Raw genomic sequence first — 19,472 nt, 5'->3', positions numbered from 1 at the left:
TTAATTATGATTGAAGAAAAGCAATCTCAATTGATAGAACTGATAGATGAATTAGAAATTATATTTTCTGTTAAGGATTATATTTCTAATGAAGAAATACATAATTTTATAGATAAATTTAATTTATTGTCTGAGTATGATATAAGGAAGAGAATATCAGAAATTACTGGAGACGATACATATATAAATAATGTAGAAGATACACACATAATCAATACAGAAGATATACACATAAGTAATGTAAAAGATATACACATAAACAATATAGAAAATACACAAGAGTTTACATTGCCTATTGAATTAGAACATGATCATGATGAGGACGTTAAAGAGATTGAATCTAGTAGCTATAAAAATAACATAAATGAAGAATTCAGCAATGTAGATGAAGGATATAGCAGTGCAAATGAAGAGTGTAGCAGTGTAGATAGAGAATGTAGCAATATAGATGAAGAATGTGTCAATGCAGAGGAAGAAGAGAAAGAAGAGCTACATAAAGACGAAGAGGAATTACAGAAGGCTATAGTAGAAGCTGTAGAGGAGAAGAGATATTCTTTTGATGAAAATTCAATACCTGAGGTGTCATTTATAAGAGGGGATACTAAGTATGGGCAACTTTCAATAGAGTGGGGTTGGCCAGATGAAATAGAAGAGGTTTTAATATGTCACAGAATGGATAAGTTTCCAACAGGGCCTAGAGATTTATCATCAACACAATATGAGATTAAGAGGTGTGGGGAGGATAAAATAGGTAGCTATACTATCAGCAAGGCAAGTCAAGGAGACTTTTATTTTTGTGTTTACACAAAAGTAAATTTTAATGGAAAAGCATTTTACTCACAGGGGCAAAAAAGGCTTGTGGTGAACAAAGAACCTTCAGAAATATTCTATGAAATAAAAATTAGAAAAAATATTTTTGGTAAATTAAAATCCGCACAAATTATGGTGTGGAGCAAGGAAAAAGATGTGAATTTACCTCAACTTACTCTAGTAGGGAAGGTTGGAAATATGCCTCTTCAAAAATCTGATGGAGAGAGTATACTGAATATTGATTATGAAGCTATCACTAAAGATGAGTCTATAGATATTGAGTTATCTAATGATAAGATAAGAGGAAACATGTATGTAAAACTATTTTTCCAAGATGATACCAACAGTAGACTCTTTAGAATAGTGTCTCCAGCGAAAGAAAGATTATATTTTAAGTAAAAGAAATATTATATTTCAAATGATTGTAATCATTTTGTAAAAATAAAGTATTAATATTTGAGGTGATATAAATTATGAACTTTAACTTTAAAAAGAAAGATTATTATATATGCCCATACTGCTTTTCAAAACATGATTTAGATAAAGTTGGTTTTATATGTGAAAATGAAGGGGAAAAATGCGAAAATGCAAGAACAAGATTTATAATGGAATCCAATGGTGAAAAGGGTAAGGGACAAATGCCTGAATTTGAAACCTGCGATAAATGTGGTGAAAAAACAACTACAAAGGTATGCCCAACATGTAATGAAGAGCTCCCTTATTCTATTGGAAATTACGATAATTTGATATTTTCAGTGATAGGAGCAAAAGAAGCTGGAAAAAGTCATTACATTGCTGTATTAATAGATAAAATAATGAACGAAATAGGATCAGCCTTTAATTGTAGTCTTCAGGCTATTAATGATTCAACTATCAATAGATATAGAACGGATTTTTATAATCCAATTTTTAGGCAAAATGAAGTAATAAGAGTAACTCGTTCAGCTAAAACAGATGCATCAGTAAAACAACCTCTTATTTACACATTGACCTTTAAACAAAAGGGTGGAATTGGAGGCTTTTTTAAAAACAATAAAAATAAAATAAGTAATGTGGTTACCATTGCTTTCTTTGATACTGCAGGAGAGGATTTGGATTCAGAGGATACAATGAAGGCAGTAAATAGATACATATACAATTCATCAGGAATTATGTTTGTTTTAGACCCTTTGCAGCTAGAAAAAGTAAGAGATATGTTACCAGAAGAAACTTCATTACCAGAAAGAAATACGGAAATAGAGGATTTGCTTTCAAGAACAGCAAATCTTATAAGAAAAGCTAATGGCATAAAAATGGATAAACTTATTGATATACCTGTAGCAGTGGCTTTTTCAAAAATTGACGCAGTGGAATCTTTGGTTGATCCATCCAGCTCTATAAACTATGAAAGTAAGCATATAAGCAATGGATATTTTGATTTATTAGATTTTCAAGATGTAAATGGCACTATGGAATCCTTAGTTAGAAGCTGGGGAGGGGAGAATTTTGCCAACCAATTAAGCACTAATTTTAAAGATTATGCTTATTTTGGGATGACTGCATTAGGATGCAATCCTGAAAGTAACAAGATCACAAAACTAAGACCTCATAGAGTGGAAGATCCTTTCTTATGGTTATTATATAAACACAAATTGATAAAGGCAGAAAAAGGGAAGTGATTTAGAGCTATGAAAGTTCAGCAGCTTTTTTATACTTCATGTAAGAAAGGTATTTCTTTAGGAATGGGATTTCAAACATATTCCATGTCTGAAGGAATCACAGAAGAAGAAAGGAAAGAAATTGAGGCTCATTGTATATATATACCCCCAGAGAATCTTCCTACTCAACCTACAAAGGAAGAAATAGAAAAGCTATTTCCAGTGGCACTATCTTCTTTTAGATTAAAGAATGGGAAGTATTGTATTTGTCAATCAAAATACATTGGTAAGGATTACTCAGGAAGGTATGGAAATTACTTTTCTCATGTTTTAATTTCTGATGAGATGTGGCCATTTTATCCTATAGAACTTTACGGTTCCATAACTTTTAGAGATTGTTTAACCTTTGAAGAGGAAAATGTAGTAGAAATAAATCCGCTACCTAATTTAGAAGAAATACACTTAGGTAATGTAATTGATTTTTATACAATATCGAAATTTTTAAAAGGAACGGGAACAGAAAATAGAAGAAAAAGCTTTAAGGCTTTGATGGATAATGTTGTGGGGTACGAAAAGAAAGGTAAAGCTTTAGTATTTTGGGATTCTAAAGAAAATAATCCCTATTGGATTGGGGCAATACAAATGTCTTTACCTAAAAATTTAGCACAAACCTTTTCTTTTACAACATACTGTTATAATCCTGAAAATACTAATTATATAATTTCTGCTCTTGATAAAGACGGAAGCGTATTTAGATTAAAAGGCAATCAAAAATTATATAAATATACTTTTATAAATTTTAATGAAAGCAACCAACAAATAATTAATACTAATTTTTCAAAATTAGTAGAAGTAGGATACACAGTTTCAAAAGAAGTACTTTTATCTTTTTTATCTTTTGTTGAACAGTTTGAATATAACCTACTAGATGAGGATATAGAAGATTGTATCTGCTTATATAATATAGTTAATAAAGGAATAGAAAAGCTAAATGTTGAAAATATAAAAAAAGCTATAACCTTTGCTAATACATATAAGTCACAGGATGCTTTTACTAAACTTTTTGAACAAATTAGCCCTAATCTAGAGAAAATTAGCACTCAAGTTGATAGGGAGCTTACAGAAATAGTAGCAAAGTTTTTATTTAATATGGGAAGAGAAACAAAGAAATATGAACATATACAAAAAGCCTATGTTTTTTTCTTTGATGCTATGCACTGCCTTATTACAGATGAAGAAGATATGGATGAGGAAGAAATTTTTAAATTATATAAAAAAATTAGAGACAATGAAAAAGAAAGCAGTCATGAATTTATTAAAATGTGCTTAGATAAAAATAGGATAGAGGTATTAAATACTTATCTTGAAGGTGCTAAGGGTAGACATGCAAAATTTTATCTTAAGTCCATAATAGAGGATATAATAGCCTTTAACAAAGAGTGTGATATAACTGAGAAAATACAATTATTTAGTATGAACAATGAAGAGGATATAAATAGAACAAAATTACTAAAAAAATGTATGGAAATATTGTTAGATTACCCTAAAGATATAGAAGAGGTTGTCTACTATTTTAAAGATGAATGGGAGTATGTGTCTAATATAGTAATTATGGAATACATAATTAACCTACATAAATGTAAAAGTAGTTCTGTTGAAGAAATCTTAGCTAAGTTTGTAGTTACTGAAGGAGAGAAGGACATATATTGGAAAAAGAAAGTGTATTCTAATATGTATGCTCAACCTTACGGTATGGATTTTATGTTTTATATATTCAAATATGAGCTTTCAAAAAATATGAATAATGAAAATTTCTTTATTGAATATTGTGAAGAGATTTTTGATGAGTTTATAGAATATAGAAATAAGAGATTTTGGCAGGGAGTGGATACATACATTAATTTCTTTGAAGATATATCTCTAGAAGGATATAAAAAAATATTGAATTATGTATGCAAGAACTCATCTTACTTAGAGACAAATAAAAGACTTCTTCAAAAGATTATATTAAATTTTGAGGAAAAAATCAGAGTAGAAGATGCAGATGGTCTTTGTAATGGTATTGAGGAAGTAGAAAAGCTTAAAAATAAATATAAGATAAATACTCATTGTAGTATTACAGAGCTTGTATGTATTTATAAGAAACTTCAAGATGATTCTTATAAGAATAAAATGAAGGCTTTAAGAAATTTTAAGGCTGATTTTTCACATATGAGTAGAGAGAAATATGAAGAATATTTAAGTTGGATCTTATCAAATCTCAGTATGTATATTAGAGATTATATTGATCACAGCAAAATAGAGAGGGCTTTTTTATGTGAAGAATATGAGGAGATTTATTATAGAATCTACACTGACACCATAATAAATATTTTATATGAAAAAAAATATAAAAATATGTTAAAGGATTCTAATATAGAAGCTTATGAAATATTTTTAGATTATGTTATTTTTACATTAAAAGGTAAAGTGGATTTTGAAGAGAATATACAACAGTATGTTGAAGATAAAATTATATATGTATTACAAAATTCTAATGAAAGAAAAATAAACAATTATGATAAATATATAGTTGAAAAAATTCAAGATGATAGAAATGAAGCTGCTATATTAAAAGAGTGGGAAAAGATAAAGATAAAATCTGCGGAGAAAGGTGGATTTAAAAATATATTATCCTTTTTCAAAAGATAGAAGAAATTAAATATATTATGGATTGGATGTGATGAGGGTAATATGTTAGATTTAATAATAAAAATACTCATTTCTATTATAGCAATTATTTTATTTATGGCATTAGGATTACCAAGTATTATTAGTGCAGTTTTAAAAAGTTTTTTTATATGTACTTTTACTTACTTTGAAGCATTGAAATTTAGTATGGGTAAGATTTCAGTAAAAGAAATAGATGATTTTAATGAACCAGCCAAAGAAAAGTATTTTTTTCATAAGCAATATAGAGATTTGAAAAATACCTGGTTCAGTGTTGACGGGGTTAATAGAGGAAAAGTACTGCTTATGAAAAAAAAGATGTATGATAGAGGTAAAGTTAATTTTAAAAAACTAAAGGCTTTTGAAATATCTATATATATATTTGGTAATATTTTTAGAGTAATTTACACCTTCATTCACTTTTTAATTATCACTATAATTAGCATTCCTAATTATATATTTTATTACATAATTAAAAGCTTAAAAGAAATGAGAAGGGTAAAAGGAAAGCTTTCAAATATTTGTTCACATTGCGATGAAAAATTTCAATTACCTTATTATGTATGTGTAAAATGCGGAAGAGTTCATAAGAAATTATTTCCTGGACCCTATGGCATTATAAGAAGAAAATGTGTCTGTGGGGAAGCCATTCCCTGTGCATTTTACTCAAGAACAGATAAAATTAAAGCAATTTGTCCTACATGTTCTAAAGAGATTGAAATTAAGGAGAGTGCTCCAATATGTATATCTGTTGTGGGCTCAAAAACTTCAGAAAAAACTTCTTTTATACTTTCAGCGGTAAACCTACTATTGAATAATATTTCTGTGGAGAAAAAATGGAATGTAAAATTTTTAAAAGAGAATCTAAAGGAAGATGGTAAGGTTTATAACTTAGCTATAAATTCAAAAAAGTTTTCTAGTGAAAAATTATTGTATATTTATGATATTTTGGGAGAGAAATTTAATGATAAAGATAGTATTAAGAAACAAAAGTATCATAGATATGTGGATGGATTAATATTCATCATAGAGCCTAATGTAGGCATACATGAGATAAATGATTTCCTTGACAGATTTATAATAGCTTTAAGAGAAATTCGTCAAATTAAATTAGATGAACTTATACCCATACCTATAGCAATAGTTGTGAATAATATAGAAGAATTAGATGATAATTTACATGATAGTATTGAAGATTTATTAAATAGAATTGGTGGAGAAAGGATAGTGAGAAAAATTAACTATAATTTCGCAAGTTATAAGTTTTTCTCATGTAATTCCATAAGGAATCATAGTAAGGAGAAAGCGCACAATGTAGAATGTGTAACTGAACCTATGAAATGGATTTTAAGTGAAGCGAACAAAGAGCTTAAATAAAATTAGAAAGGAGTATTGCAATTTTGAAATCTAAAATTAAATTAAATTTAATCATAATGCTAATGGTGATATTTCAGATATTTTCCGCTTCCTTTACATCTGTTAAAGCAGCAGAATCATCTTCAAATTTAGATGTAATTTTCGTGCTTGATGCCAGTGGTTCGATGAAAGCAAGCGATCCTGAGGATATAAGGATAGAAGCGGTAAAAATGTTTTTAGATATGTCTCAACTTAAAGGCAATAAAGTAGGACTTGTGGCCTATTCAGACAATGTAGTTAGAGCGCATAATTTAAATAAAATGGATTCAAATGATGATAAAAATAGAATAAAAAATATGGCCTCTAATATTCCCTATGGTCAGAAAACTGATACAGGTGCAGGATTATTAGAAGGGGTAAAGTTATTAGATAGCGAGCATGATAAGAACCATAGACCTGTAATAATATTACTGTCAGATGGTAAAAACGACCCTTTAAGAAGTAATGAAGAATCATTAAAGGATCTAAATGAAGCTATAAATATATGTAAGGAAAAGGGATACCCAGTATATACCATAGGATTAAATTACGATGGTACTGTGGATAAGGATCAGTTAAATGAAATATCAAATGCCACTAAAGGTAAGAATTATATAACTAACACTGCACTGGACTTGCCAAAAATTCTTACAGATATATATGCAGATAACTCAAAATTAAAAGTTCAAGATAAAGGAACTTTAAAATTAGATGGAAGTTTTCAAGAATTAAAGATAGATATTCCAAACTCCAATGTATTAGAAGCTAATATATCAATGATTTCAGATAAACCAGTAGAAGTAAAGCTTATTAATCCAAAGGGAGAAGAAATTTCTATACCTTCTTCAAATGCAATATTTACTTCTTCAAAAAAATATTCAATGCTAAAAATTGTAGAGCCTGAAGTAGGAGAATGGACATTAAAAGTAAAAGGGGTAAGTGGGAGCAGCATAAAGTTAAGTTATGTATTTAACTATGATATTCAAATAGAAGCAAAATTTGACCCTGTGAATCCTAATAAAGGAGATAAATTAAATGTAGAAGCTTACTTTGTAAATAATGGCCAAAAGGTTACAGACAAAGAGCTGTATAATGGAGTTAAGGGAAACTTAATTATAAAAAGTTTAAAAGATAATTCTATAAAAGAAGTGCCTTTAAGTGTTGAAGAAGGTGCATTTAAAGGAGAGTATTCTATTCCAGATAATGAAAAATATGAACTTAAGGTAAGAGTAGATGGAAGTAGTTTTTATAGAGAAAGTTCTCCTATAATTATTGGAGGGGGAGGAGCAGTAGCAAGTGATCCTCCTAAGGAAAGTATTTTAAAGAAACCTTTAGTTTTAGGAGGAATTGGAGTAGCAGTTTTAGTATTGATCATAGCATTAATACTTGCATCTGCTAAAAAGAAGCGTGTAAATGGATTTGGACGTGTAGAGCTTAAAATCAAGGATGAAAACACCAATGAATTTTTACCACCTCAATTTAGAAGTTTAAAAGGGTACAGAGGAAGCTTTTCTTTATTTGAAGTATTAGGACTTAAAGAAGAGTATGAAGAAACAGAAGGGGTAAGATTTATATTTAAAAATGATGATAGTATAGAACTAGTTAATAAATCAGAATGTATTGTTCAAAAGTCAGGCAGAAAACTAAATAAGGATTCTGATATAAGACTTTATAATGGAAATAAAGTAACAATACAATTAAACAAAATTTCAAAGAGTGTAACTGTAGAATTTTATTCTAAATAGGCTATAAAATGGAGGGTTTTTATGAATATAAGAGTTAGAGAGCATCTAGAAGACCTTGAAGTTAAAAAAGGTGGAGGAATTATAAGTGATAAAATACGTATAGAGACCATATCTAATCCAATGCTTATAATAGGCCTTGGGGGAACTGGTATAGATGCAATGTTAAGACTTAAATATCAAATAAATAAAAGATTTGTTCTTGAGGAAGATAAGCTATCAAATACGAGAAAAGATAAACCTAAAAAGGTTGAGTTTTTAGGTTTTGAAACCAACCAAAAGGAAAAAAATAAAAAATATCCAGCAAACTTTGGAATGGGTCTTGATCCACAAAGTGAATTAGTAATGCTTTCAAATGCAGAAGTAAGATCTATATTAAATGACCGTGAAATATTAGATGATTCCATAAAGGAATGGTTAGCGCCAGAGTTATCAGCGGAAAGTGGTATCGATGGGGCTGGTGGTATAAGACAATTAGGAAGGCTGCTTTTATTTACAAAGATCAATGAAATAGTGGATTGCCTTGAAAAGAAGATAAGGCTTCTGTTAGAAGATAGTGAGGATGTTTTACATGTATTTGTCCTCTCAGGACTAGCGGGAGGAACAGGAAGCGGAACCTTTATAGATATTCCCTATATAGTGAGAGGAATCATGAATAACATTTATGGTTCTAAGGGAGAAGATAAAGTTAATATAATGGGATATTTATTTACTCCAGATGTTAACTTGTCAAGGGCAGCAGATAATCAAACATCACAATCCTATATTATAAAAAATGGATTTGCAGCCCTTAAAGAGTTGGATTACCTCATGGGTATAGGAGATAGACACGAAAGATTTAAACAAAAATATAGGAGCAGACTCACAGTAGATTCTCCAATGCCTCCATTCAATTTATGTCATTTGATATCCGCTACCAATACTTTAGGAAGACCTATGAGCAATGCTTATGACTATTGTATGAATGTTACGGCGGAAAATATAGTAAACTTTATGTCAAATGAAGTGAGAGAATCTGGCGGGGAGTTTGCAATACAGGACTATATAAGCAACTTAAAGCAAAACACAGACAATATGGTAAAACCTTATATGGCAAATTATAAATATGTAATGATAGGAGCTTCCTCAGCAGTGCTTCCTATTGAAGAAATAACTACATATATAGCCTTTAAGATTTTTCAAAAGATGCAGTATATGTTTGAGAAGATGCCAGAAGAAAAGGATATAGATCAGTTTATAAGACAGATTAGACTAGATGAAGATTCTGTAATAGAAAGGTTTGAACTTCATCTTCAAGATAGAGAGCCTATTTCAGGTTATGAAGATAGAGATAGGTACAGTTATGACAATGTTATAAAAAAACAAGCTATAAATATTGATGATGAAATGAAGGAATTTTTAAGAGATTGTACTAATGAATATAATAAGGTAAAAACTCAATACCCAGGAGAAGTTGTAAAAAATGTAAGAACTATGTTAGATGGCATTTTTAGAGATCCTAGTAAAGGGCCATTTTATGCGTCAAGGATGTTATTTTCCAAAGGCTTTTGTGTAATAAAGACACTAGAGGCGGAAATAGTTTCATTGGAAGAAAGGCTTTCAAATGTATCTAGAGAAATAAAGATGAGCAGGGAAGATGCTGAAGATAGATTAGTTGAGGCTAAAAAAGCTATATTATTTACAAAAGATAGAAAGAAAAACGACTATATTGAAGCTAAAAGTGATGAGTATATTCTAAGGGCTGAAGAAGAAAGAATCTTTAGAGTTATGGAGTTTTACAGAAACGTAATATCTGATTTAAGTGATTTAAATAACAATATATACAGAGTATATACAGAGATTCTTAATGAATTAAATAAGATATTTAAAGAAGACGGTGAAATACTTGCAAAGGGAGAAGAAATAGAAGGAGTACTTGGAAGAAGCTATTCTTGGACAGTAGTGAATGTTCCAGATTTAACGGATTATATTGAAAAAATAGTAAATAAAGATACTGCAGATGAAATAGTTAGAAGGTTTTCAAAGAAGCTTTTAGAAGAATCTCAAAAATGGATTGATGATGTTCATATGGATGTAGTTGGATCTATATCAAACTTTGTTTCTGAAGAATATGGAGATGTAATAACTCAATCCATGGAGGATTTCCTCGCACTAGAATATGGGGAAGATAAATCTATAATAAGTCTAATTAAGGATGAAATTGCGCCAAGGCTTGATAAAGACGCCGTACCAATTTTTCATTTAAACAATATGGAAGCCCTTAATTTCCCTTCATGGAGCATGGTTTCTGTGCCTAGAAATGCTAAAAAAATTCTTGAGGGAATAAAAGAATATAAGAAAAATGCTAATACAGGAACCTCTCTTAATATAAAAGAAAGCATGGTAACCAATAGAATATTCTGGTTGAATACTAGAAATGGAGTGCCTCTTTATTCATATTCCGCAATAAAGCATTATGAACAGATTTATGAAAGCTCACTATTTGAATACGATGGAATAGGAAGACATTTGTATCAAAGTAGAGAGAAAAACTGGAATTATTTGCCGTCTCCAATTCCAGAGCAGAGCTGGGGTTCAACTTATACTAATGAAAGAGTTAAAAAATATAATGATGAGGTAAGAAATCTTTTTGAACGTGCGCTTAAACTAGGATGTATTGTAGATGTTGAAGGAAGCAGCAATGTAAAATATAAATGTATCATTACAGAACCATTTGATATTGAAGAGTTTATGAGTCAATATTCCATAAATTTAAAAGATGATAAATTTAATGTAGGAGAAATAAAAAAGGCATTAGAAGAAATCAAAGGGATTTTAGATAAGGGATTAACCCCTATGGAAAATGCTAATACTCAAAAATACTATATTTATGAGAGCAGTAGTGAAGAAAAAGCAAAAAATAATTTAATAAGAACATTAGAACTTACAAAGCTTATGAAAGCAGAAGTTGAAAAATATGAAAGCATTATAGAAAAGAAAAATGAACTTGAAAGCATAATAAATAATTTAAGTAAGGCTGAAACGGATATGGATAACTTCCTTAGAGCCATGTATACAGAAACTATAAAAAAAGCAGGATTACTTTTTGTTTATAATGGGGGAGAAGAAAGTAAAGTAGAGATAGAGCCTTTCATAAATACATTAAAGGATAAAGAATATCAACATGAAGCTATTTATAGAAAATATATATCTCTTGATGAAAAAGAGAAAACTATTGTAGATAAAACTTCAGATAAGAGATTAGAGCAACTTTCTTTAGAAGAAGATGCTAAAAGTCTTAGAGAAAATGTAAGTGAACTTTTTGATAAGATAAAAGCATCTGTAGAAGATTTAGAAACAAGAAAATATCAGCTTGTTAAAGGAGAGGAACTCTTCCTGTTTTATAGTGATATGCTTTCAAGACTTCAAGAAGTAAAAAAACAATTAGAGTAGAAGCTTAGAAGGTAAGGGTATCCCTTACCTTCAATGTGTTAAAGATGCTCAGGAGGAATTTGTATGGATAATATATTAACTAATTTTGTCAATAATTACGCATTAAATATGGATAAGAAAATTTTTAGTAAGGATGCTCAAAGGAATTCACAAAGTCCTATGCTCTTTGTATTTATAGGGGATAGTGTAATTGAAGCCTCATCCTTTATCAACAATATAAAAGACAGATGGGATAATGGAGAGGGAATAATTTTTATTAATATATCTACTAAAGATATAGAAGATCATTCCAATGTATTTAATGTTCAAATTTCTTATGAGCATAAAGACAAGAATATTTTAAGAAATAGCATAAGAGAGAGATTTTACAGCGATAAAAAATTTCTTCACAAATTAAATGAAAAATTAACTATGGTAAGAGATAAAATGTTATGTTGCGGAGAAATGTTTAATTCCTTTGAGAACCTTGGTATTTCTGTAGTAACAAGGGCAGATGATCCTTTAAATATAATACTTCCAGAAGTATCTATACTTATAAAAAAAAGAATGATGGAAGTTTTTAAGAGTTCACTAATGGATTTATATATACTTATAAAAGAACAAAATGTAGAAGATGAATTTTACTCAAAAGCCTTTGCAGTGAGCTTTTTTAGGGAAATTGAGTACATTCAAAAAAAAGATTTTACCTTCAATGAAAAGATAGCCATATACGGAGAGGATAGGGAGTTGTCTGTAGAAGAAAAGGGCCCTCTATTTTATTTAACATATTTATTAGAAGAGAAGAATGAAAAAGGTTTAATACCTAAAATATCAATGGAAAATAATTATGAGATAATATCCTACATAAGCCTTTTGAAAAACATAGGTATAGAGGGAGAAACTTATTCAGACATAGAAAATCAATATTATGATAATGGCAGATTTAAAGCAAATATAAGCTCTATTTCCTCGGAAAAATTGAGAAATATATATTCAACTGGAGGGCTTTCAAAGGTAAAAACACCTAATGGAGCCATTGCTGCCACTGTTATTAGAGCCTTTTATGATAATGTACTGAATAAGATGATATATTTTTCTAAAAAGGATAGGAATTTTATTGGAAGGATTCTAAAGATAGATGAACATAGCTTAGATTTAATGGGAGAGGGGCTAATACCACAAACTGTAAATGTAAATGATATGATGAGCATAATGACTTCAAAGGGTAAAAATGAGCTATATAGGCTTACAGTAAGGGATGCGGAGGAAAATCTTTACGGTAGAAGATGTGAAGAATTTTTCAATCAAAATTTTATTCAAAGGGCGGAAGAGAATCTACGTAATATAAAACTTGAAAATAAAATAAGAGATTTAATTTATAAGGATATAATAAATAACCCTAGTTTAGGGGTATATTGTTCCTGGCTATGGACATTAGAAGAAGGGGAAGGAATAAAATACATAAGGGAATGTGAAAATTCAATCCAAAAAAATATTGATAGTTTAAATAATCAAATTGAAAATATGTATGAAAATAGGGCATTAGAAGGGTTTAATATTAAAAGTATATTTTTTAAAGATGAAAAGATTAAAGAAGTAAAGAATAATATATTCGCTGTGTATGAGAAGAAAGTTGAAGTTTTAAAGTTTGAGATGATGAAGGAGATCCTCAGAAAGTATGAAGAGATTTTATGTAAAATAAATGAGGAAATTTATATTTATATAAAGGATTTAAATGAAGTTAAAAAGATAGTAAAAGATTATGAGGATGAAATAATAAAAAGCCAAGATGAATATACCGGTCAAAATATAAATGCCTATTATGAGAATCTAGTAAATAGAATAATGACAGAAATGGAGAGTACCCAAGGAGAAGGGTTCTATTTCAATGAAAAGTACATGGGAAATCTTTGTGAAATACTGAAAGAAGGAAAGGATGCTTTGCTTCAAAAACTTATAAAATTTTGTAATAAGTATATTTTATCTAATAAAGAATTTTACAAAGCTTTTGAGGAAGAGTTCAATAAAAGAGCTAATGTGGATGTAGTTGATTCCAATAATAGTGTGCTTTCTAAAGATGAACTTTATAGAAAACTCTTTAATATATTAGATGATAATTCAGCTGTTAAAGCATACATAATGAATTATGATGTGAGAGCATATGAAGAAAAATATTTCTTTGGAGATTATGAAAGCAGTTTTATAAAATATGCTTTTCACTTTGATAGAAATACTAGAAATTATAAAATTGGATACATACATGAAAAAAGAGCTAGTGGAATTGAAAAGTTAAGTTTGATGGGCGGTTTTACAGCTAAAGATGTAGTTTATATTAAAAATGCTTTTGAATGTTATAAGTATTGTATAGAAAAAGGATATAAACTTCATGGAATAGATGAAGATAAGTTACCAGATATAATATAGATATTTTAATATGGAGGGGAAGCCTTGTGATAGAGAAACGAATAAATTTAACCATGGCCATAATGAGCTTAATTGGAGGAGTATTAGGATTCATTATCGGAGAGATTTTATTATCACTATATAAGTATACACTTCCTAACAGTATACTTATGGGCCTATATTTTGGAATATTAGCATTTTGCATAGGGTTTATGTGCTTAATAGCAGAGATGATAAGTCCAAGATTAAATGGCCATAGTTGGAAAAATAATTATTTAAAAACCTCTTTTAAATTTTTAATACCTTGTACCCTAGTGGCTATGTTTATAATGGGAGCAATTTTTCAATTTGTATATGATATGAATATAGGTAAAACTAAGAAAATAAATGATGTAGTAATGCTTTTAGATACCTCAGGAAGTATGAAGGAAACGGACCCAGAGAACGAAAGATTTAAAGCTACTTTAAATTTATTAAATAATATGAAAGAAGATAACAGGGCTTCCATATATAAATTTGATGATAATGTAGAAAAGATATTACCTATGACTGAAGTTACACCGGATACAAGAGCTTATGTAGAAGAAAAGTTAGAAGAGCATAAAAATCCAGTTGGAAATACTAATATGAATCAAGCTCTTAAAGAGGCTTATAAAGAAATAGAGTCCACTTCAAGTAGTGATAGGAGTGCTATGATAATTCTATTGTCCGATGGTGGAGATAACTTTAATCTTAATTCAGAATTTGAGGATACTATGAATCCCATTATAGAAGGAGAAATACCGGTATATACTATTGGAATGTCAAATGGCAACGATTTTTCTATGTTAAAAAAAATATCCAGAGAAACTGGAGGAACCTATCATAATGTAAAGGATGTAAAAGAGTTAAAGGACGTATTTAACGAAATATATAAAAATAGACAGCAAAGACTTCTCGTAGACAAGAGAAATGGAGTTTTTGAGGGAGAAACATTATATATGATACTTAGAATTTTATTAATTGCTATACTTGGAATTCTTATACCTGTATGTGTAAGCTTTGTATTTGATAATAAAAATTTGCTTAAAGGTTTTATAATAGGAGGAAGCATTTCAGGGATATTAGCAGGGTTAATCATTGAATATGGATTTTTACACTTACCATGGATAGGGGGTATGCATAGATTTTTGGCTGATATAATCATAGCTTCAATTTTTACATTTATTCCTGTAAAGGTAGATATAAAGGACTACTCCAAGTCTTCATATTCTAGAAATGGCAAAAAGAGACATGTGGAAGATGAAGAAAAAATTATTAATAAATTCGATTAATGGCTATTAACGCATGGTTAAAGGGGGAGTTTGATGAAGATAAAAGAGTTTGAAGGGGAGGAAAATAAGATAAGCCAAGTAAATTACATCTTAGATAAAGAAAAATTCACAATAAGATGGAACTGGCCCAAAGATATAGACATAGTATATATACTAAAGGTAGATAGCTTTGAAGATTTTTCAATGGAGGGTATTGAAAATAAGCGGTTTAAATTATATACAAAAGAAGAGTATAAGGAATTTAATGGTTATGTAGAGACTATAAAAGAAGTAAAGCAATATAAATTTTTTATTTTCCCAGCCATTGAAATAGAAGATGATGTAGCACTTTTAAAACAACAAAATGGAGGAAATGAAATAATTGTAAGCACAGGTATTCCTAATATATACTACAATATTAATAGCATTAAGAGTATCAAAAGTCTTTTTTCAAAAGAAAAAATTATTGAAATTATAATAAATTCAGATATAGAGCTAAAAAGCGATGTTTTGTGCTATGTAAAAAAGAAAGATTCGCATCCTCTTAATAAAAATGATGGTATACAATTTGATTTTATTCACAATATTTATCCAGGTGAAAATATTATGCCAGAAATAGTTATAGAAAAGGACGAATACATAAAGGTTTTTATAAAGGATGTAGAGAAGTACGGCAATTTATACAATCTTAAACAGAGATAAAAAAATTATAAGTTTTCTGCTAATAAATATAATAATTAAACTGTGAAAGGAACGGATGTTTAATGGGTCTTTTTAGTTTTTTTAGAGGAAATAAAAGTGAAAATAATAATTATAAAAAGGCAACTTACGAAAAAGGACCTTTTATGATAACATGCCCATTTTGCTTTAAAAAATTTAAGACGGAGCAGGTGGTTTTTAGAGCATCTCACTTTGAAAATGGAGATCCTGAATATGAAAAAGCTGTAGATGAATTGTTAAATGAGTATAATAAGAAAGTTGGAAAAGGTGTATTAGGAGAAATAAACCCTATAATTATACCAAAGGATCTTCCAGAAAAGAATAAGACAAGAGTGGATGGAGTGTTAATAGAGATTAGGGATAAGTACGATGTGGCTACCAGTGAAAGACTTTGTCCTTTTTGTCATAATGAACTTCCTATAACCTCAGGAAGGGGACCATCAAAAATTATTTCTGTGGTTGGAGCTTCACAAGCGGGAAAATCTGTTTATATGACAACTCTCTTATACACATTAGAGAAGTACAGCTGTGAGAGAATAAACTCCTCTCTTATTGCAGGAAGTTCCCTATATAATGATGAAATAAGAGAAAATCAAGAAAAGATTTTTGAAAAGAACATAATGTTGGACCCTACCCCTAAACAACATGTGGAACCTTTAATAGAAAATATGAAATTTAAAGATGACAAAATAGCTCCAATTACTTTTATTTTCTATGATATTCCTGGGGAAGGAATGACAGATAAAGATTACATAGAAAAGCATGGGGAACACATTAAAAATTCTGATGGAATAATATTTCTTGTGGATCCTTTGCAAATGAGAACTTTAAGAAAAAAATTAAGCCTTGTAAATAGAGAAATGAAAGGTGATTTTACAGAAAAATATCAAGAGCCTAAGGATATAATAGTTTATCTATTTGAAAATTTTATATCTAAGCAATCTAAAGAGAAGACTAATATACCTACCGCAATTGTGGTTACAAAAAGTGATATGCTGATAAATTTAAATGATGAGGAATACATAAACGCAAATAGCAATATTTTTAGAAACTACGATCATAGTGGATTTTTCAATTTAAACGAATTCGAAAATATAGATGGTGAAGTAAGAAAATTTTTATCAAAAGCAGATGCTTCTTTTAAAGGAGCCATGGATACTTATTTTGGAGTTACTGGATATTTTGCAGTGTCATCCTTAGGATGTAATCCACAAAATTTAAAGATAGATAGCGGTAATAGCGTAAATCCTTTAAGGGTGGATGAACCATTTTTATGGCTTCTCTATCAAATGAATTATTTGGATGGAGGGAGACAATGATACAACAACATTACTATACAAGGGATAAAAAAGGTGCATACAGTAATACTCCAGGATATGATACGGTGGGTAAAAGCATAAATTTAGAGGATGATTTTATAGTTGATGTACTTCACAACTTATGTTTTTATGAAGCACCATCTATTTTAGCTGGAGAAGAGGATATTACAAAATATCCTCAAGCATTATTTTGTGTAAATACGAGAGACAATAGGATGATAATAGGACAATCAGTTTTTGCAGGTAAGGATTACACAGGAAATAGAAATAGATATTTTACACATAACTATATAATTTCGGAAAAAGAAATAGAAAATTATATAGAAAATCCAGAGAAAATAATTTATTTAAATGACTTTGTAGATAATTATAATGTAGACAATGGAAAAATTATTCCAGAGGTTTTAGAAACAAGCATAGAAAAAAATGCAGAAAGTTTTTCATCCATCGATGAGATGTTTAGTAAGACAGGCATAGAGAAAAAAACATTTAAAAAGCTTATTGAAGCCTCTTTTAATGCAGCTTTATATGGTAAAAAGATATATATAGTTTTAGATTGTGAACCAAAGGATTTAAACAATATATCTAAGGAGATATTAACATATCTTTATAAGTGCATTCCACTTGAAGTGAGAAGAAAAATTGGGTTTATTACCTATATGAAAGAACCTCAAAATAAGGATCTTATAAATCTCATGTTCTTAAATAAAGGAAGCATAAAAAGACTTACAACAGAGATAAAAGCAGGATATGTATTTAATTTTGCAGATAATAATTTCTATTTAGAGGACTTAGATAGAGAGAATAGCTTTACGGATTATATTATAAATAATATAGATAAGGTAGATATGCTAAAATATTTTTTTGAAACTTTAGATAAGTTTGATATTAGAAATAAATTAGATATTGAGGAATATAATAGTATTGTTGAGTTTATTTATAGTCAAGGTAACGACTGTTATATAGAAGATATGGAAGTAAAGTATAAAGAATTTTTGAATGCTAATAAGAAAGAAAAGAATTTAAATGAAAGCCTAGGACGCCATGAAGTTACAAATAAAGATGGTTATAGCCATAGTTGTTGTAAAGAAAACATGGAAGATGGAAACAAAAAATATATTTTAGGTTTTAGGAAATTCATAAAAAGAATTAAAGACTTTTATAAAAGAAAATAGGAAACTTTTAAGTTTATAATTACTATAAAAAAGTATATATTTATTTGAATTCGTGGTAAAATATGGGTTGGAGTATAAATTCAAGATAAAAGTTATTTTAAAACTAAAAAATTAACTTTGGAGGAAAATATGAGTTATGTTGTTAATATAATTTTATTTGATGAGTTTGAAACATTAGATGTCTTCGGCCCAGTTGAAATATTAGGGCGTTTGCCAGAAATCTTTAAGTTGAATTTTATATCTCTAGATGGTGGGATTATTTCAAGTTCTCAAGGCGTAAGAATTGATACAAGCACATATGATAATGAATATAATAAAGAAAATATTTTATTTATTCCAGGAGGAATGGGTACAAGAGAAAAAGTTAATGATGAAAAATTAATGGATTTTATAGAAAACATTAGTAAAGAATCAAAATATATTATGAGTGTTTGTACAGGAGCAGCACTATTGGCTAAAGCAGGAATATTAAAGGGGAAAAAAGCTACCACAAACAAAAGAGCCTTTACTTGGGTAATGGATCAAGGAAAAGATATATTATGGATAAAAAAAGCTAGATGGGTAAATGACGGTAATATATTTACTTCATCAGGAGTTTCAGCAGGAATGGATATGACATTAGGATTCATTGAGTATTTAATGGGGAGAGAAAAGGCTATAGAAATTAGTAATGGCATTGAATATAAATGGAATGAAGATAGAGAATGGGACCCTTTTGCCGAATTATATGCATTAGCATAATTAGCTCGTTTATTGTAGAATATGGAATCTTCTTAAAATTTTAATGAAATTTATATTAATATTAAAAAAATAGTTGAAAAATCTATGGAAAAGATTTACAATGAAATAGAATTCTGGA

General features: G+C 29.1%; 12 protein-coding genes. All 12 read left to right on the top strand.

Annotated features, from left to right (window positions below):
- Positions 1-6 precede the first annotated feature (6 nt).
- The 12 genes from RYO54_RS14535 to RYO54_RS14480 all read left to right on the top strand — a co-directional run bounded on the left by RYO54_RS14535 (position 7) and on the right by RYO54_RS14480 (position 19,354).
- On the top strand, positions 7-1,209 hold the full coding sequence (locus tag RYO54_RS14535; protein WP_315120235.1) for a hypothetical protein: 1,203 nt from the start codon (positions 7-9) through the stop codon (positions 1,207-1,209).
- A 74-nt stretch (positions 1,210-1,283) separates the two neighbouring features.
- Positions 1,284-2,468, top strand: coding sequence for a hypothetical protein (locus RYO54_RS14530; protein ID WP_315120232.1), 1,185 nt, complete (start codon positions 1,284-1,286; stop codon positions 2,466-2,468).
- A 9-nt stretch (positions 2,469-2,477) separates the two neighbouring features.
- Complete coding sequence (locus tag RYO54_RS14525; protein ID WP_315120229.1) at positions 2,478-5,138, top strand: hypothetical protein; 2,661 nt, start codon at positions 2,478-2,480, stop codon at positions 5,136-5,138.
- 42 nt (positions 5,139-5,180) lie between these two features.
- Positions 5,181-6,533 carry a hypothetical protein gene (locus RYO54_RS14520; RefSeq protein WP_315120228.1) on the top strand — a complete coding sequence of 451 codons (1,353 nt, stop codon included), beginning with the start codon at positions 5,181-5,183 and terminating at the stop codon, positions 6,531-6,533.
- Between the two features lie 23 nt (positions 6,534-6,556).
- Positions 6,557-8,296, top strand: a complete 1,740-nt coding sequence (locus RYO54_RS14515; protein WP_315120225.1) for a vWA domain-containing protein — start codon at positions 6,557-6,559, stop codon at positions 8,294-8,296.
- Between the two features lie 21 nt (positions 8,297-8,317).
- Positions 8,318-11,725, top strand: coding sequence for a tubulin-like doman-containing protein (locus tag RYO54_RS14510; RefSeq protein WP_315120223.1), 3,408 nt, complete (start codon positions 8,318-8,320; stop codon positions 11,723-11,725).
- 63 nt (positions 11,726-11,788) lie between these two features.
- The gene (locus RYO54_RS14505; protein ID WP_315120221.1) at positions 11,789-14,128 is read left to right on the top strand and encodes a hypothetical protein; all 2,340 of its coding nucleotides are present in this window, start codon (positions 11,789-11,791) and stop codon (positions 14,126-14,128) included.
- A gap of 26 nt (positions 14,129-14,154) precedes the next feature.
- Entirely contained in the window at positions 14,155-15,420 is a 1,266-nt protein-coding gene (locus RYO54_RS14500) for a vWA domain-containing protein (RefSeq protein ID WP_315120218.1), read from the top strand.
- Between the two features lie 33 nt (positions 15,421-15,453).
- A complete protein-coding gene (locus tag RYO54_RS14495) occupies positions 15,454-16,101 on the top strand; it encodes a hypothetical protein (protein WP_315120216.1) in 648 nt (215 codons plus the stop codon).
- A 62-nt stretch (positions 16,102-16,163) separates the two neighbouring features.
- Positions 16,164-17,438, top strand: a complete 1,275-nt coding sequence (locus RYO54_RS14490) for a TRAFAC clade GTPase domain-containing protein (protein ID WP_315120213.1) — start codon at positions 16,164-16,166, stop codon at positions 17,436-17,438.
- Positions 17,435-18,613, top strand: coding sequence for a hypothetical protein (locus tag RYO54_RS14485; RefSeq protein ID WP_315120209.1), 1,179 nt, complete (start codon positions 17,435-17,437; stop codon positions 18,611-18,613). The genes RYO54_RS14490 and RYO54_RS14485 overlap by 4 nt, the downstream gene beginning before the upstream one ends.
- Positions 18,614-18,742: 129 nt before the next feature.
- Complete coding sequence (locus RYO54_RS14480; protein ID WP_315120206.1) at positions 18,743-19,354, top strand: DJ-1/PfpI family protein; 612 nt, start codon at positions 18,743-18,745, stop codon at positions 19,352-19,354.
- Positions 19,355-19,472: the final 118 nt, after the last annotated feature.

Source organism: uncultured Clostridium sp., from assembly GCF_963515715.1.
Classification (GTDB): Bacteria; Bacillota; Clostridia; order Clostridiales; family Clostridiaceae; genus Clostridium_AW.
The sequence above is the reverse complement of the archived record's forward strand: the minus strand, read 5'-3'. Positions and strand labels throughout refer to the sequence as shown.

Coding starts and splice junctions, on each gene's coding strand:
- RYO54_RS14525 (WP_315120229.1), top strand. CDS start 2,478: ATGAAAGTTCAGCAGCTTTTTTATACTTCATGTAAGAAAGGTATTTCT.
- RYO54_RS14535 (WP_315120235.1), top strand. CDS start 7: ATGATTGAAGAAAAGCAATCTCAATTGATAGAACTGATAGATGAATTA.
- RYO54_RS14530 (WP_315120232.1), top strand. CDS start 1,284: ATGAACTTTAACTTTAAAAAGAAAGATTATTATATATGCCCATACTGC.
- RYO54_RS14520 (WP_315120228.1), top strand. CDS start 5,181: ATGTTAGATTTAATAATAAAAATACTCATTTCTATTATAGCAATTATT.
- RYO54_RS14485 (WP_315120209.1), top strand. CDS start 17,435: ATGATACAACAACATTACTATACAAGGGATAAAAAAGGTGCATACAGT.
- RYO54_RS14495 (WP_315120216.1), top strand. CDS start 15,454: ATGAAGATAAAAGAGTTTGAAGGGGAGGAAAATAAGATAAGCCAAGTA.
- RYO54_RS14505 (WP_315120221.1), top strand. CDS start 11,789: ATGGATAATATATTAACTAATTTTGTCAATAATTACGCATTAAATATG.
- RYO54_RS14490 (WP_315120213.1), top strand. CDS start 16,164: ATGGGTCTTTTTAGTTTTTTTAGAGGAAATAAAAGTGAAAATAATAAT.
- RYO54_RS14480 (WP_315120206.1), top strand. CDS start 18,743: ATGAGTTATGTTGTTAATATAATTTTATTTGATGAGTTTGAAACATTA.
- RYO54_RS14510 (WP_315120223.1), top strand. CDS start 8,318: ATGAATATAAGAGTTAGAGAGCATCTAGAAGACCTTGAAGTTAAAAAA.